Source organism: Streptomyces sp. NRRL S-1022, from assembly GCF_000720135.1.
Classification (GTDB): domain Bacteria; phylum Actinomycetota; class Actinomycetes; order Streptomycetales; family Streptomycetaceae; genus Streptomyces.
This window is the reverse complement of record NZ_JOIU01000025.1, coordinates 1-15,286: the sequence shown is the minus strand read 5'-3', so window position 1 is coordinate 15,286 and position 15,286 is coordinate 1. Positions and strand designations below refer to the sequence as shown.

At 74.5% G+C, this 15,286-nt stretch carries 13 protein-coding genes and 2 rRNA genes; 3 read left to right on the top strand and 12 right to left on the bottom strand.

Translation table 11 applies throughout. The features are described from left to right. The first annotated feature begins 4 nt into the window (after positions 1-4). Positions 5-1,651 carry a PucR family transcriptional regulator gene (locus IG05_RS0131035; RefSeq protein WP_030347361.1) on the top strand — a complete coding sequence of 549 codons (1,647 nt, stop codon included), beginning with the start codon at positions 5-7 and terminating at the stop codon, positions 1,649-1,651. Positions 1,652-1,670: 19 nt separating this feature from the next. Here the strand turns inward: IG05_RS0131035 and IG05_RS0131030 are convergent, their stop codons facing one another. The 5 genes from IG05_RS0131030 to IG05_RS0131010 all read right to left on the bottom strand — a co-directional run bounded on the left by IG05_RS0131030 (position 1,671) and on the right by IG05_RS0131010 (position 7,168). Continuing rightward, positions 1,671-2,846, bottom strand: coding sequence for a glycosyltransferase family 4 protein (locus IG05_RS0131030; RefSeq protein WP_030347360.1), 1,176 nt, complete (start codon positions 2,844-2,846; stop codon positions 1,671-1,673). Between the two features lie 506 nt (positions 2,847-3,352). Beyond that, entirely contained in the window at positions 3,353-5,095 is a 1,743-nt protein-coding gene (recN, locus tag IG05_RS0131025) for a DNA repair protein RecN (protein WP_030347359.1), read from the bottom strand. A 39-nt stretch (positions 5,096-5,134) separates the two neighbouring features. Continuing rightward, positions 5,135-6,052, bottom strand: coding sequence for an NAD kinase (locus tag IG05_RS0131020; RefSeq protein WP_030347358.1), 918 nt, complete (start codon positions 6,050-6,052; stop codon positions 5,135-5,137). Then, positions 6,049-6,864 (bottom strand): TlyA family RNA methyltransferase, encoded by an 816-nt coding sequence (locus IG05_RS0131015; RefSeq protein WP_030347357.1) that lies wholly within the window; start codon positions 6,862-6,864, stop codon positions 6,049-6,051. Before IG05_RS0131015 ends, IG05_RS0131020 begins: the two co-directional genes overlap by 4 nt. Positions 6,865-6,871: 7 nt before the next feature. Beyond that, positions 6,872-7,168, bottom strand: coding sequence for a hypothetical protein (locus tag IG05_RS0131010; protein WP_030347356.1), 297 nt, complete (start codon positions 7,166-7,168; stop codon positions 6,872-6,874). A gap of 41 nt (positions 7,169-7,209) precedes the next feature. Between IG05_RS0131010 and IG05_RS0131005 the strand changes: the two genes are divergently transcribed. Then, positions 7,210-7,557 (top strand): SCP2 sterol-binding domain-containing protein, encoded by a 348-nt coding sequence (locus tag IG05_RS0131005; RefSeq protein WP_030347355.1) that lies wholly within the window; start codon positions 7,210-7,212, stop codon positions 7,555-7,557. Here IG05_RS0131005 and IG05_RS0131000 read toward each other — a convergent pair. From IG05_RS0131000 to IG05_RS0130985, 4 genes are all read right to left on the bottom strand, one after another. Beyond that, positions 7,541-8,404 carry an ABC transporter ATP-binding protein gene (locus IG05_RS0131000; protein WP_107051451.1) on the bottom strand — a complete coding sequence of 288 codons (864 nt, stop codon included), beginning with the start codon at positions 8,402-8,404 and terminating at the stop codon, positions 7,541-7,543. The genes IG05_RS0131005 and IG05_RS0131000 overlap by 17 nt on opposite strands. Beyond that, complete coding sequence (locus IG05_RS0130995) at positions 8,401-9,447, bottom strand: FecCD family ABC transporter permease (RefSeq protein WP_030347353.1); 1,047 nt, start codon at positions 9,445-9,447, stop codon at positions 8,401-8,403. The genes IG05_RS0131000 and IG05_RS0130995 overlap by 4 nt, the downstream gene beginning before the upstream one ends. Beyond that, positions 9,444-10,487 (bottom strand): FecCD family ABC transporter permease, encoded by a 1,044-nt coding sequence (locus IG05_RS0130990; protein ID WP_030347352.1) that lies wholly within the window; start codon positions 10,485-10,487, stop codon positions 9,444-9,446. Before IG05_RS0130990 ends, IG05_RS0130995 begins: the two co-directional genes overlap by 4 nt. A 79-nt stretch (positions 10,488-10,566) precedes the next feature. Further along, the gene (locus tag IG05_RS0130985; RefSeq protein WP_030347351.1) at positions 10,567-11,595 is read right to left on the bottom strand and encodes an HAD hydrolase-like protein; all 1,029 of its coding nucleotides are present in this window, start codon (positions 11,593-11,595) and stop codon (positions 10,567-10,569) included. Positions 11,596-11,669: 74 nt separating this feature from the next. Here IG05_RS0130985 and IG05_RS0130980 point away from each other — a divergent pair, with 74 nt between their 5' ends. Further along, positions 11,670-12,953 carry a DUF1015 domain-containing protein gene (locus tag IG05_RS0130980; protein WP_030347350.1) on the top strand — a complete coding sequence of 428 codons (1,284 nt, stop codon included), beginning with the start codon at positions 11,670-11,672 and terminating at the stop codon, positions 12,951-12,953. A gap of 112 nt (positions 12,954-13,065) precedes the next feature. Here IG05_RS0130980 and IG05_RS48535 read toward each other — a convergent pair whose 3' ends face one another. The 3 genes from IG05_RS48535 to IG05_RS0130965 form a co-directional block, all read right to left on the bottom strand. Then, entirely contained in the window at positions 13,066-13,845 is a 780-nt protein-coding gene (locus tag IG05_RS48535) for a tetratricopeptide repeat protein (protein WP_199808414.1), read from the bottom strand. A 1,142-nt stretch (positions 13,846-14,987) separates the two neighbouring features. Further along, positions 14,988-15,105 (bottom strand): 5S ribosomal RNA (rrf, locus tag IG05_RS0130970). A gap of 104 nt (positions 15,106-15,209) precedes the next feature. Then, positions 15,210-15,286 (bottom strand): 23S ribosomal RNA (locus tag IG05_RS0130965); the annotation flags it as partial.

The following is a 15,286-nucleotide window of genomic DNA, read 5'->3' as shown; positions in this document are numbered from 1 at the left end:
CTGCATGGACAGCCGTACGGACCACCGATTCGACACCCAGGGCGCCGGCATCACCGTGCAGCGGGCGCTGGAGCTGCCCGGACTGCGCAGCGGGCTGCCCGAGGTCCTGGCGGGCGCCGACCGGCTCGGCCGTACCGTGCGCTGGGTGCACGCGGGCGAGGTCCCGAACATCGCCTCGCTGCTCAAGGGCGGCGAGCTGCTGCTCACCACCGGCTACGGCCTGGGCACCCGGCCGGCCGAGCAGCGGGCGTTCGTCCGGACCCTGGCCGAGCGGGGGATCGCCGCCCTGGTGGTGGAGCTGGGCCCGCGCTTCGCCATGCTGCCGGCCGCCCTCGTGGACACGGCCCGGGCGGCCGGTCTGCCGCTGGTCCAGCTGCACCGCGAGGTGCCCTTCGTGACGGTGACCGAGGAGATCCACACCGAGATCGTCAATGGCCACTACGCGCTGCTCCAGCGCGCGGAGGAGGTGCACCGGCGCTGCACCGAGGCGCTGCTGGGCGGCGGCGGGGTGCCGCAGGTGCTGGGCATCCTGGCGGACTTCGGCGACAACCCGGTGTTCCTGGAGACGGCCGACGGCCGGCTGCTGTACGCCGCCGGTGCCGGACCGCAGGGCGCCGACCCGCTCCAGGTCTGGGAGGGGCTGCGCGGTCCGCACAAGGAGTCCCCGCCGCCCGCCGGTTCGGTGCTGGTGGACGTGCCGGGCGGCGGACCCGGTACGGCGGGTTCGGTGCGGGCCCGGCTGGTGCTGCTGCCGGTGCGCTCCCCGCTGTCCCCGGTGCACCGGATCGCCGCCGAACGGGCCGCGGGCATCCTGGCCGTGGTGCTGATGCAGGCCCGGCAGGAGGAGGAGCTGGCGGCGCGCGGGCGCGGTGACTTCCTCACCGACCTCGCCGAGGGCCGGATCGTGGCGGAGGACGCCCCGGCGCAGGCCCGGGTCCTCGGTTTCAAGCCCGGCACCGGCCCGCTGCTGCCGGTGGTGATGCGGATCGGTGACGGCATCTCCCCCGGCGGGGGCTGGGCGGTGCTGGCCCGGGCGGTCTCCGAGGAGCTGGCCGCGGTGGGCGTGCCGGTGCTGCTCGGGGTGCGGCCGGTCGAGGGCCGGGTGCTGGTGCTGCTGGGGATGCGTTCGGAGTCGGAGCGGGCGGCGGTCGCCGACCGGGTGGCGGCGGCGCTGCGGGCGGGGGTGGAGCGGGCCGGGATGCTCCGGCCGGGCTCGCCGCCGCCGGTGGTGGTCGTCGGGGTGGCCGGGGGCTGGGCGGCGGCCTCGGCGGGGCTCCGGCACGCGGCGGAGACGGCGACGGCGGCCCAGGGCCTGACCGACCGGCCCTGGTACGACGCCCGGCGCCTCGACATCGACCTGCTGCTGTGGCGGCTGCGCGAGCACCCGGACCTCGCGGCCTTCGTGGACCGCGCGATCGGCCCGCTGCGCGATCACGACCACCGCTCCAAGCCGCCGCTGCTGCCGACCCTGGAGACCTATCTGGCGCACGCCGGCCGCAAGGCGGAGACGGCCCGCGAGCTGCACCTCAACCGGCAGACGCTGTACAACCGGCTGGCGCGGATCGGGGAGTTGCTGGGCACCGACCTCGACGACCCGCAGACCGTGCTGGCGTTGAGCCTGGCCCTGCGCGCGCGCCGGCACGTGCCCTAGGACCCGTCGTTCCCAAGGCTCAGGCCAGCGGCCTGGGCTGGGTCAACTCGTCGTACACGCTCAGCACTTGGGCGACGGTCTCGTCCTCGCTCGGCCAGGTGGCGGCCTGCCGGGTCCCGCGCTCGCGCAGCTGTGCGCAGCGCTGCGGGTCGGCGAGCAGCCGTACGACGGTGCGGGAGAGGGCTTCCGGATCGCCGTAGGGGACGAGTTCGGCGGCGTCGCCGACGAGGTCCGGGATGCCGCCGACGCGGGTGGCGACGAGCGGCACGCGCGCGTGCAAAGCCTCCTGGGCGAGCACGGACCGTGACTCCCACCTGCTGGTCAGGAGTGCCAGGTCGGCGGCGGCGAGCAGCTCGGCCACGTCGTCCCGGTGCCCGATGAGCCGTACCGGCAGCTCCTCGTCCTCGATCCGCCGCTGCAGCACCGGCCGCAGCGGCCCCTCCCCCGCGACGACCACGAGCGGTGCCGGGTCCAGGTCCCGCCAGGTGCGGGCCGCGTCGAGCAGGACGTCGTAGCCGCGGTTCCGGTCCAGGGAGCCGACCGCGATGAGCAACGGGCGCCCGGTGACGCCGAGTTCGGCGCGGATCTTGGGCCGCAGCCGGTCCGGGTCGTCCGGGTCGAGGGCGTCCGGACCGAGGGCGTCGGTGCCGTGGAGGGCGCCGGGCCGGGGCCGGGCCGGCAGGGCGACGGCCGCGAGCCGGGCGTCCCGCGCGCCGGTCCGCCGGGCCCGGTCGACCAGGTCGGAGCTGGTGCCGAGGACCACGGCCGCGGTCTTCACCACCCGTCGCTCCAGCATGCGCAGCAGATGGGCCCGCGGCCCCTCGGCGTGGGCCCGGTTGTGCCAGGTGACCACCAGCGGGGTGGTGCGCCCGCCGAGCGCGAGCACGGCCCGGAAGGAGGCGTGCAGTCCGTGCGCGTGCACCAGGTCGGCGTTGGCGCAGGCCGTACGCAGCGCGGCCACGGAGACCGGGTCGCTGCTGCGCGGCACGTGCACGTGCTCGGCGCCGGTCCCGGTGAAGTCGTAGGCGCGGTCGGCCTCGGCGGGGGCGCACACCGTGACGCGCACGCCCCTCGCCACGAGCCCCTCGGCCAGCGAGCGCACGTGCGCGCTGCTGCCGGCGTTGCCTCCGCCGAGCACCTGCACGGTGCGCAGCGGCGACTGGCCGTGCGGTGCGTTGCTGCTCACGGGGGTCACGGGGCCGGGGCTCCTGGTTCACGGCGGGGGCGGTCACGAGGGAACGTACAGAAGGTAGCGGGCTCCGGGGGGCGGAAGGACGCACACCGCGCGCCTCCCGCGCGGACCGTCCGGACCCCCTGCCCACCCCGTTTTCCCTGCCAAGCATGCCAGCCCGTACGGCCGTTCAGGGCCATTCGGGAGGGCGCACCGTGCGGCGGGCCGGGGCAATGCGCCGGAGCACATCACCCACACGGGTGAAGAAACCCCTGCCGTGACCGAACGCCGTGCGAGGGCGTCCGACGAGGTCAGCCGCCCACGACAGCCATGCCCACGCGCTCCCCCGGACCCCGTCCCGGGCCGCCCCGGCCGTACGGACGGCGCACGCGGGCAGGCCCGGTGCGCCGGTTCCCCGCCCCGACCGCCACCCCCGCGCGAACCCGAGCCCGCGCGCCCCTCGGGCCCGGGCACCCCCGGGCGACCCCGCCCGGCCGGCGACGCTCCGGGCGGCCCGCCCGGCCGTGGGGCTAGGCGTCCGCCCTGGCCGTCGCCAGGAGTTCCTCGGCGTGGGCGCGGGCCGTCTCGGAGTCCTCCTGGCCGGCCAGCATCCGGGACAGCTCGCGGATGCGCTCCTCGCCCTCCAGGACCTTCACGCCGGAGCGGGTGACGGAGCCGTCGTTGGTCTTCTCCACCAGCAGCTGGCGGTCGGCGAACGCCGCGACCTGGGGCAGGTGGGTGACGACGACGACCTGCGCGGTCTTGGCGAGCTTGGCCAGGCGCCGCCCGATCTCGACGGCCGCCTTGCCGCCGACACCGGCGTCGACCTCGTCGAAGAGGTACGTCGGCACCGGGTCGGTGCCCGCGAACACGACCTCCACGGCCAGCATGACGCGAGACAGCTCACCGCCGGAGGCGCCCTTGGCGATGGGGCGCGGCGGGGCGCCCGGGTGCGGGGCGAGCAGCAGCTCGACCTCGTCCGCGCCCGAGGGGCCGTAGGCGACCGTCCGGCCGCCGACCTCGACGCCCTCCGGGTCCTCGGTCTGCCGGATGTCGAAGGAGACGCGCGCGTGGGGCATCGCCAGCGAGGCCAGCTCGGCGGTCACCGCGGCGGCGAACCGCTCGGCGGCCTCCGTCCGGGCGTCGGTCAGGGCCTGCGCGAGGCCGCCCAGTCCGGTGCGCAGGGCGTCCCGCTCGGCGGTCAGCTCCTCGATCCGCTCGTCGTCCCCGTCCAGCTCGGTCAGGCGCGCGGCGCTCCGCTCGGCCCAGGCCAGGACCGCGTTCACGTCCTCGCCGTACTTGCGCGTCAGCACGGTCAGCGCGGCCCGGCGCTCCTCCACCGCGCCCAGCCGCAGCGGGTCGGCGTCGAGATCGTCGGCGTACCCCGCCAGCTCGCCGGCCACGTCACCGAGCAGGATGCCGATCTCGCCGATCCGGTCGGCGAGCGCGGACAGCGCCGGATCGTGCGCCCGCACGGAGTCCAGGGCCCGGTGGGCGCCCGCGACGAGGGTCGAGGCGTCGATGCCCTCGGGGTCCTCGGGGTTGCCCGCGAGAGCGGCGTGCGCGGCCGTCGCGGCGGACGCCAGCGCCTCGGCGTGCCCGAGCCGCTCGGCCTCCTCGGCCAGCTCGACGTCCTCGCCGGCCCGCGGCTCCACGGCGGCGATCTCGTCGAGCCCGTACCGCAGCATGTCGGCTTCCTGCGCCCGCTCACGCGCGCGCGTGGTGATCTCCTCCAGCTCGGCGGAGACGGCCCGCAGCCGCTTGTACGCCTCGGAGTACTCGGCGAGCGGCACGGCGACGGCGTCGCCCGCGTACCGGTCCAGCGCCTGCCGCTGCCGGGACAGCTTCAGCAGCCCCTGCTGGTCGGTCTGCCCGTGCACGGCCACCAGGTCGTCGGCCAGCTCGGCGAGCAGCCCGACGGGAACGCTGCGCCCGCCCAGGTGCGCCCGGGAGCGGCCCTCGGCGGAAACGGTACGGCTGATCAGCAGGGCCCCGTCGTCCAGCTCGGCCCCGGCCTCCTCGGCACGGACGACGGCGGCGGCGCCGGCGGGTACGGCGACCCGCCCCTCCACGACCGCCTTCTCCGCCCCGATCCGTACGAGCGCCGGGTCCGCGCGGCCGCCGAGCAGCAACCCGAGGCTGGTGACCACCATGGTCTTGCCCGCACCCGTCTCACCGGTGACAGCGGTGAACCCCGGTGACAGCTCGACGACAGCATCGTCGATGACCCCGAGCGACCGTATCCGCATCTCCTCCAACACGGAACAGACCATACGAGGTCCGGGGCGGGGAGTGCACATGGCCCGCCCTTGTCACTCCGAGGAGTGGTGCGGCGCCCCCCGCCATCCGGTCGTCGGCAGCGCGAACTTGGCGACCAGCCGGTCTGTGAACGAGGAGTGGTGCAGCCGGGCCAGCCGCACCGGCACGGCCCCCCGCCGCACCTCCACCCGCGCCCCCGGTGGCAGCTCCACGGTCCGCCGCCCGTCGCACCACAGCACCCCCGGCGGGACGTGCGGCAGCACCTCCACCGCGAGCACCGAGTCCGGCGAGGTCACCAGCGGCTTCGCGAACAGCGCGTGCGCGCTGATCGGCACCATCAGCAGCGCCTCCACCTCCGGCCACACCACCGGTCCCCCGGCGGAGAAGGCGTACGCGGTGGATCCGGTGGGCGTGGACAGGACGACCCCGTCGCACCCGAACCCCGTCACCGGCCGCCCGTCGATCTCCAGCACGACCTCGAGCAGCTTCTCGGCGCCGGCCTTCTGCACGGCCGCCTCGTTCAGCGCCCAGTCGGTGTGCACGATGTCGCCGTTGCGGTGCACGACCACGTCGACGGTCATCCGCTCCTCGACCTCGTAGGACCGGGCCACCACCCGGTCCACGACCCGGTCCAGGTCGTCCCGCTCGGCCTCCGCGAGGAACCCGACGCGCCCGAGATTGACGCCGAGCATCGGCACTCCGGAGGCCCGGGCGAACTCGGCACCGCGCAGGAGCGTGCCGTCACCGCCGAGGACGATCAGCAGCTCGCACCCGTCCAGGCACTGCGGTGTCGCCTCCTTGACGAGGGCCACCTCGTCGGGGAGCGGCAGGTCGCGCGCCTCCTCCTCCAGCACCCGCACCCCGATGCCATGCCGCAGCAGGCCCTTGACGACGAGTTCCGCACTGCGGATCGCCGCGGGCCGCCCGGTGTGGGCGAGCAGGAAAACAGTACGCGCCAGGTTCTGTGTCAACGCGGCCCCTCCGCCACTGCACGGTCGACGTCGGCCGGGTCCACCCGAGGTGCCCCCGCCCGCAGCCAGAGAAAGTACTCGACGTTCCCCGAGGGGCCGGGCAGCGGACTGGCGGTGACACCCTGCACCCCGAGCCCCAGCTCCCAGGCCTTCTCGGCCACTCCCCGCACGGCCTCCGCCCGCAGTTGCGGACTCCGTACGACACCTCCGCTGCCGAGCCGCTCCTTCCCCACCTCGAACTGCGGCTTGACCATCATCACCAGGTCGGCGTCCGGCGTCACGCACCGCTTCAGGGCGGGCAGCACCAGCCCGAGCGGGATGAAGGACAGATCGCCCACGACAAGATCCACAGGTTCCCCATCGATCGCCTCAACCGTCAACTCGCGTACGTTCGTACGGTCCTTGACGGTGACGCGTTCATCGTTGCGGAGGGACCAGGCGAGCTGGCCGTAGCCGACGTCCACCGCGACGACATGGGCGGCGCCCGCGCGCAGCAGGACGTCGGTGAAGCCGCCGGTGGACGCGCCGGCGTCCAGCGCGCGCCGGCCCGCGACCACGAGACCCCGCGGGACGAAGGCCTCCAGCGCGCCGGCGAGCTTGTGCCCGCCCCGGGAGACGTACTCCGGATCGCTGTCGTCGGCCTCGACGACGATCGCCGCCGCGGTCTCCACCTGCGTGGCCGGCTTGGTCGCCACGGTCCTGCCGACGGTGACCCGGCCGGCGGCGATCAGCTGGCTGGCGTGCTCGCGCGAGCGGGCGAGCTTCCGGCGGACCAGCTCCGCGTCGAGACGGCGGCGTGCGACTCCTGCCACGTTCGGTTCAGCTCCTGCTCTGGTACGACGTCGGTGACGCCGGGTACGACGGTGGGGGCGCCGGAGGTCCCGGGCGGGCGTCGAGCGCGGTGAGCGCGTCGCGCAGCCCCCGGTGTACATCCTCGTACACCTCCAGGTGCCCGTCGGTGGCGAGGTGGTCGGCGTCGGCCAGCCGCTCCAGCAGGGCGTCGGCCTCGGCGTTGCCGGTGGGGGTGCGGGGGACGTTCAGGGGGGCGGGCGCCGCGGGGTCGGACGCGGGCGCCGCCTCGGTGCCGATCTCGGCCTCGGACACGGACTCGCTCATGCCCAGACGCTACCCCGAACCGCTGGGGTACCGTCGGGGCGATGGCCACGATCGAGGAGTGCCGCCGGGCACTGGGGAAGCTTTCGGACAACATGCAGGGCGCCGGGGGCGAGGTCCGCGCGGCCGCCGCGCTGGACCGCTCGGTGAGCTGCCACATCACCGACCTGGACGTCACCTTCGCCGGCCGGCTGACCGGCGGGCGGATCGAGGTGGACGACACTCTTCCCGGGCCTCCCCCCGAACGGGCGCAGATCAGGCTCGCCATGGCCGGCGACGACCTGGTGGCCCTGGTGGACGGCGAGCTGAACTTCGCGACCGCCTGGGGTTCGGGCAGGGTGAAGCTGGAGGCGAGCCTGCTGGACCTCTTCCGGCTCAGGAAGCTGCTGTGACCCGTGCCCTCCGCGCGGCCGGCACCACCAGCGGGGTGCCCGTCTCCGGGTCGTCGATGACCTGGCAGCGCAGCCCGAAGACCTCCTCGACCAGCTCGGCCGTGACGATGTCGTTCGGGGCGCCCTCGGCGATCACCGTGCCGCCGCGCAGGGCGATGAGGTGGGTGGCGTAGCGGGCGGCGTGGTTGAGGTCGTGCAGCACGGCCACCAGCGTCCGCCCCTGCTCCTCGTGCAGCTCGGCGCACAGGTCGAGGACGTCGATCTGGTGCTGGATGTCCAGGTAGGTGGTGGGCTCGTCCAGGAGCAGCAGCGGGGTCTGCTGGGCGAGCGCCATGGCGATCCACACCCGCTGCCGCTGCCCGCCGGACAGCTCGTCGACGTACCGTTCGGCCAGCTCGGCCACGCCGGTCCGCCGCATCGACTCGTGCACGACCCGCTCGTCCTCCGCCGACCACTGGCGCAGCACGCCCTGGTGCGGGTAGCGGCCCCGGCCGACGAGGTCGGCGACCGTGATGCCGTCGGGCGCGATGGACGACTGCGGCAGCAGGCCGAGGGTCCGCGCGACCTTCTTCGCGGGCATCGACTGGATGGCCTGCCCGTCCAGCAGCACCCGGCCCCGGCTCGGCCTGAGCATCCGCGACAGCGCCCGCAGCAGCGTCGACTTGCCGCACGCGTTGGGACCGACGATCACCGTGAAGGAGTTGTCCGGGATCTCCACCGACAGCTGCTCGGCGATGACCCGCTGCTCGTAGGCCAGGGTGACGTTGTCGGCGGACAGGCGGTTCACAGTGCTCCTAGGGGTGGTCGGGTGCGCGGCACTCGGGTCCGGGCCCTCGGCGCGCCTCATATCCGGCCCGCCCGGCGCTCGGTGACCAGCAGCCACAGCAGGTAGGCGCCGCCGAGGACGCCGGTGACCACGCCGACGGGCAGCTGGTCGGCGCCGAAGACGCGCTGGGAGGCCCAGTCGGCGGCGACCAGCAGGGTCGCCCCCATGCACAGCGAGGGCACCAGGTTGGGCCCCGGCGAGCGGGTGAGGCGGCGGGCGAGCTGCGGCGCGGTCAGCGCGACGAAGCTGACGGGGCCCGCGGCGGCCGTGGCGGCGGCGGTGAGCAGCACGGCGGAGACCATCAGCAGGAGCCGGACCCGCTGCACGCGCACGCCGAGCGCGTGGGAGACGTCGTCGCCCATCTCCATCATCCGCAGGCCGCGCGCGTTGGCGAGGACCAGCGGGACGACCACGGCGCACAGCCCGAGCAGCGGCCAGACCTGGTCCCAGTCCCGGCCGTTCAGCGAGCCGGTCATCCACACCACCGCGCGGGTCGCGTCGACCAGGTCGGCCTTGGTGAGCAGATAGCCGTTGACCGCCGTCATGACCGCGTTGACGCCGATACCGACCAGCACCAGCCGGTAGCCGTGCACGCCCTGCTTCCAGGCGAGGGCGTACAGAGCGAGACCGGTCGCCAGGCCGCCCACCAGCGCGCCCAGGGTGACCTGGGAGGCGCTGCCGGACAGCAGCACGATGACGATCAGCGCGCCGGCCGTCGATGCCTGGGACAGGCCCAGCAGGTCCGGACTGCCGAGCGGGTTGCGGGAGACGGACTGGAACAGCGCGCCGCCGAGGCCCAGCGAGGCACCGACCAGCAGACCCACGAGGACCCGCGGCAGCCGCAGTTCGTTGACGATGAAGTCCTGGTACGCGGTGCCGTTCCCGGCGAGCGTGCGCAGCACGCCGGCCGCCGGGATCTTCGCGTCGCCGGTGCCGATCAGGGCGACACCGGCGGCGCAGGCGGCGGCCAGCAGCAGCACGACGACGATCAGCGCACGCGGCTCCAGACGCAGGGAGAACCCGCCGGGAGTGCGCACGGCACGGCTCCTGGGGTGTGTCTTCACAGCTGGGCCGTCCTCCGCCGTCGTACGAGAAAGATGAAGACCGGGCCGCCGACGAGTGCGGTGACGATGCCGACCTGGAGTTCGGCGGGGCGGGCCACGACCCGGCCGGCGACATCGGCGCCGAGCAGCAGCACGGGCGCCAGAACCATGGCGTACGGCAGGATCCAGCGCAGGTCGGGCCCGGTGAAGGAGCGCACGACGTGCGGGACCATCAGGCCGACGAAGACGATCGGGCCGCAGGCGGCGGTCGCGGCACCGCACAGCAGCACGGCGGCCAGCATGGCCAGCGCGCGGGTGCGGCCGAGGTGGGCGCCGAGGGCGCGGGCGGTGTCGTCGCCCAACTCCACGGCGTTGAGCGGCCGGGCCAGCGCGAGCGCGAGCACCGTGCCGACCGCGAGGAACGGCAGCACCTGCGTGATGGTCGGGTAGCCGGCCGAGGCGAGGGAACCCACCGTCCAGAAACGCATCTTGGCCAGCGCCGCGCCGTCCATGATCATCACGGCTTGGAGGTAGCCGTACAGGGCCGCGCTGATCGCCGTACCGGCCAGCGCGAGGCGTACCGGGGTGGCGCCCCGGCTGCCGCCGAGGAACCACACCAGCGCGCCGACCGCCGAGGCACCCAGGAACGCGAACCACACATAGCCGGTGAGGCTGGTGACACCGGCGTAGGTGACGGCCGTGACGACCGCCGCCGAGGCGCCCGCGTTGATGCCGAGCAGCCCGGGGTCGGCCAGCGGATTGCGGGTCAGCGCCTGGAGCACCGCGCCGGAGAGACCGAGCGCGGCACCGGCCAGCAGGCCGAGGACCGTACGCGCGAGCCGCTCGTCCACGACCACGTCGCCGTACGTCCCCGTGTCGTGGAACAGGCCGTGCCAGACCTGGTCCGGGGACAGCGCCTTGGCCCCGATAGCGATGCTCGCCGCAGCGACGAGCACCAGGAGCAGGACCGAGAGCAGGAGCCCAAGGGCCCGCGCCGCCCGGCGGGTCGGGGGCGCGGGGGAGGTCTCCGCGCGCGGTTCCGGAGGACTGTCGACCAACACGAGGTTAGGTTAGCCTACCCTCGCATCGCATCTCGATGCCCGGTTCCCGCGGCTCCCGCCCACGCCCCCTGAGAGCCCGTCAGAGACCCAGCCTGGCCAGCGCCTTCTCCCCGTCCAGCGCGCAGGAACCGTCTCCCGCCGCCGTCCAGGCCGCCGCGCACAGCGCCCGCAGCCCGTCCAGCGCCTCGCCGTCACCGGCCAGCTCCAGCCGCCCGGCCCCGGCGGTCGCCGTCCACCCGCCGCAACGGAAACCGTCACCCTCGCGGGTGATCTCCGGCTGACCGGCGAGCAGCCCCCGCAGATCGGCGTCCACGTACGTCGGCCGGTGCTGCGGCGGCGCGGCCAGCAGCTGCGCCCCGTCGGTGACACCGGTCAGCACCAGCAGCGAGTCCACCCCGCCGTTGAACGCGCCCTCGATGTCCGTGTCCAGCCGGTCCCCGACCACCAGCGGCCGCTCGGCACCCGTCCGCAGGATCGTCTCCCGGTGCATCGGCGGCAGCGGCTTGCCCGCGACCTGCGGCTCCGCGCCCGTCGCGATCCGCACCACCTCCACGGCCGCCCCGTTGCCCGGCGCGATGCCCCGCCCGCTCGGAATCGTCAGGTCGGTGTTGGACGCGAACCACGGCACCCCGCGCCGCACCGCGTACGACGCCTCCGCGAACCGCCCCCAGGGCAGATCCGGTCCGCCATAACCCTGCACGACCGCCGCCGGGTCGTCGTCCGCCGACTCCACCGGCACCAGGCCGCGCTCGCGCAGCGCCACCCGCAGCCCCTCGCCGCCGACCACCAGCACCCGGGCCCCCGCCGGCACCTGCTCGCCGATCAGCCGCGCCACGGCCTGCGCCGAGGTGATGACGTCGTCCGCACCCGTCGGTATGCCCAGCTCCGTCAGATGCCCGGCCACCGCGTCCGGCGTCCGCAGCGCGTTGTTGGTGACGTACGCGAGACGCATTCCGCCCGACCGGGCCGCCGCCAGCGAGTCGACCGCGTGCGCGATCGCGTGCCCGCCCGCGTACACCACCCCGTCCAGGTCGAGCAGCGCCGTGTCGTACACCTCGCTCAGGGGCTGCCCACTGCCCTCGGGCCTCGTCCTGACGCCCTGGCTCATGTCCACATCGCTCCTCGTTCACTCGCCTTTCCCCCGATCATCCCGCACGCCACCGACACACGTACGATGCCGGGATGAACACAGCAGGTCACTGGGAGGCAACACCGCGTCGAGGCTTGGAACTGACCCCGTTCCGAGGCCTCCGCTACGACCCCGACCGGGTCGGCAGCCTCGCCTCCGTCACCTCTCCGCCCTACGACGTCGTCGTACGCCCCGACGGCCTGCACCACCTCCAGTCGGCGGACCCGTACAACATCGTCCGGCTGATCCTGCCCCAGGCCGGCAGCCCCAGCGCCCGCACCGAGCAGGCCGCCGACACCCTGCGCCGCTGGCTGGACGAGGGCGTCCTCACCGCCGACCCCGAGCCGGGCCTGTACGTGTACGAGCAGCGGGACGGCAACGGCATGCTCCAGCGCGGGGTCATCGGCACCCTGCGGGTCTCCGAGCCCGCCGAGGGCGTGGTGCTGCCGCACGAGGACGTCATGCCGCCCGTGGTCGCCGACCGCGCGGCCCTTATGCGGGCCACGCGCGCGAACCTCGAACCGCTGCTGCTGACCTACCGGGGCGACGGCACGGCCGCCGAGGTCGTCGAACGTACGGCCGCCCGTCCGCCCCTGCTGGCCACGACCACCGAGGACGGCTGCCACCACAGCCTGTGGTCCGTGACCGACCCCGACGACCTGGCCCGCATCCAGACCGACCTGGCCGGCCGCCAGGCCCTGATCGCCGACGGTCACCACCGCTGGGCCACCTACCGCCGGCTGCGCACCGAGCACCCCTCCCCCAGCCCCTGGGACTACGGCCTGGTCCTCCTGGTCGACACCGCGCGCTATCCGCTGCGCGTCCGCGCCATCCACCGGCTGCTGCACGGCCTGCCGGTCGCGGAGGCGCTGGCGGCGGTGGACGGCCTGTTCCGGGTACGGCGCCTCGACGTGCCCCTGCCGCAGGCCCTGGAGGTCCTCGCGGACGCCTCCTGCGGGGGCAACTCCTTCCTGCTGGCCGGCGACGGCGCCTTCCACCTGCTCGACCGCCCGGACCCGGACCTGCTGGCCCGCACGATCCCGGCGGACCGCCCCGCGGCCTGGCGCTCCCTGGACGCCACCGTCCTGCACGCCACGCTCCTCGAACACGTCTGGCGCATCCCCGAGGACTCGCCGGCCCACATCGCCTACATCCACGACACGGCGGCGACGGTCGAGAAGGCGGAACGCGACGGCAGCACGGGCGTCCTGATGCACCCGGTCCGCGAGGAGGTCGTGCTCGACCTGGCCCGGCAGGGCGTGCGGATGCCCCGCAAGTCGACCTCGTTCGGCCCGAAGCCGGCCTCGGGCCTGGTGCTGCGGGCGCTGGAGATCTGACCGGGCGACAGCCCTACACACGCGAAAGAGGGCAGGCCCCCGGGGGCCTGCCCTCTTTCAGTGACCAGCGAACAGTGATCAGCGATCAGGTGTTCAGTGACCCGTACGGACGTCAGTCCTCGTCGCGGTCCTCCGCGGAGCCACCGTCGGACTCGCCGGAACGGTCCGCCTCACCGGACTCCGCCGTCTCGCCGGACGCGTCGGCCGCATCCTCGGCCAGGGCGTCGACGAACTCCACGCCGTCCAGCTCGGCGAGCCGGTCGGAGGCGTCCGTGCTGCCGTCCCGGTCCGCCTCGACGGCCTTCGCGAACCACTCCCGCGCCTCCCGCTCCCGGCCGGCGGCCAGCAGGGCGTCGGCGTAGGCGTAGCGCAGGCGCGCGGTCCACGGCTGGACGGAGTTGGAGGCCAGCTCCGGGCTCTGCAGGGTCACGATGGCCGCGTCCAGCTGCCCCATGTCCCGCCGGGCGCCGGCGGCGACGAGCCGCATCTCGACCTGGCCGGCCTTGTCCAGCTTGTGCACCTCGGGGGCGCCGGCCATGTCCAGGGCCTTCTCCGGCCGGCCTAGTCCGCGCTCGCAGTCGGCCATCACCGGCCACAGCTCCACGGTGCCGGTCATCCGCCGGGCGGCACGGAACTCGGCGAGGGCCTCGCCGTACTTCTGGCTCGCGTAGGCGGCGAATCCCGCGGCCTCCCGGACGGCGGCCACGCGGGACGCCAGACGCAGAGCCACCCTGGAGTAGCCGTAGGCGCCCTCGGGGTCCTCGTCGATCAGCCGGGCGACCATCACCAGGTTCTTGGCGACGTCCTCGGCGAGCGACTTGGGCAGGCTCTGAAGCTCCTGGCGGACGTCACTGTCGATCTCGTCGCCGGTGACGTCCTCCGGGATCGGCAGCCGCTTGATCGGCTCGCGGTCCCGGTCCCGCTCCTCGCGGCGGAAGCCGCCGCCGCGGCGGTCGTCACGGCCGTCACGGCCGCGGAAACCACCCGGCCGGCCGCCACGGTCCCCACGGTCGTCCCTGCGGGGCCCACGGCCGCCGCGGTCGTCGCGCCGGTCGCCACGGTCACGGTCGTCACGACGGAACCCGCCGCGGTCGCCGCCGCGGTCGTCCCGCCGGAAGCCACCGCGGTCGTCGCGACGGTCATCACGGCGGTCGCCGCCGCGGTCGTCACGGCGGTCGCCGCCGCGGTAGCCACCGCGGTCGTCGTCGCGACGGTAGGAGGGACGGTCGCCACCGCGGTTGTCGTCGCGACGGTAGGAGGGGCGGTCGCCACCGCGGTTGTCGTCACGGCGGCCGTAGCCGGCACGGTCGTCGTCGCGGCGGTACGAGGGACGGTCGCCACCGCGGTCGTCCCGACGGAACCCGCGGTCCCCACGGTCGTCGCGACGGTCGTCACGCCGATCGTCCCGGCGGTCGTCCCGACGGAACGGCGGGCGGCCACCGCGGTCACCCTCGCGGCGGAAGCCGCCACCACGCCGGTCGTCGCGGGTGTCGTCCCTGCGGTCGCCACGGTCACGGTCGTCACGACGGAAGCCACCGCGCTCACCACGGTCACGGTCACCGCCGCGGTAGCCACCGCGGTCGTCGTCGCGGCGGAAGGAGGGGCGGTCGCCACCGCGGTTGTCGTCACGGCGGCCGTAGCCGGCACGGTCGTCGTCGCGGCGGTAAGAGGGACGGTCGCCACCACGGTCGTCCCGACGGAACCCGCGGTCCCCACGGTCGTCGCGGCGGTCGTCACGCCGGTCGTCCCGGCGGTCGTCGCGACGGAACCCGCCGCGGTCGCCACGGTCGCGATCGTCCCACTGGAACCCGGGACGCGCACCGCGGTCGCCCTCGCGGCGGAAACCGCCGCCACGGCGGTCGTCGCGACGGTCATCGCGGCGGTCGCCACCGCGGTTGTCGTCACGGCGGCCGTAGCTGCCACGCTCGCCGCCGCGCCGGTCGCTGTCGCGGCGGAAGCCGCCACGGTCACCCCGGTCACCACTGTCCCGTCGCCGCTGGTCGCGCTCCGGTCGGTCGTCGGGAGAGTTGGTGGACATGGTGACTCCTGTCTTCGCCCACAGGGTCCCCCCTGCAGTACCATCGGCGCTGTGAGGCTTAGCTTCCGGGTTCGGAATGTAACCGGGCGTTTCCCTCACGCTATGACCACCGAAACCCTAATGGTTTCGAGCGAACAAGCACACTTTTCTGTTATGCGTTCTGCTCTAAGCCGGCAACGGTCGTTGCCTCAGAACTAACACAGTGGACGCGAGCAACTGAGGACAAGCCCTCGGCCTATTAGTACCGGTCACCTCCACACGTTACCGTGCTTCCAGATCCGGCCTATCAACCCAG

What these genes read in the sequence shown, in the direction of transcription:
- IG05_RS0131035 (WP_030347361.1), top strand. Translation starts at nt 5, where the DNA reads ATGGACAGCCGTACGGACCACCGATTCGACACCCAGGGCGCCGGCATC.
- IG05_RS0131000 (WP_107051451.1), bottom strand. Translation starts at nt 8,404, where the DNA reads ATGAGGCGCGCCGAGGGCCCGGACCCGAGTGCCGCGCACCCGACCACC.
- IG05_RS0131005 (WP_030347355.1), top strand. Translation starts at nt 7,210, where the DNA reads ATGGCCACGATCGAGGAGTGCCGCCGGGCACTGGGGAAGCTTTCGGAC.
- IG05_RS0131010 (WP_030347356.1), bottom strand. Translation starts at nt 7,168, where the DNA reads ATGAGCGAGTCCGTGTCCGAGGCCGAGATCGGCACCGAGGCGGCGCCC.
- IG05_RS0130980 (WP_030347350.1), top strand. Translation starts at nt 11,670, where the DNA reads ATGAACACAGCAGGTCACTGGGAGGCAACACCGCGTCGAGGCTTGGAA.
- IG05_RS0130985 (WP_030347351.1), bottom strand. Translation starts at nt 11,595, where the DNA reads ATGAGCCAGGGCGTCAGGACGAGGCCCGAGGGCAGTGGGCAGCCCCTG.
- recN (WP_030347359.1), bottom strand. Translation starts at nt 5,095, where the DNA reads ATGGTCTGTTCCGTGTTGGAGGAGATGCGGATACGGTCGCTCGGGGTC.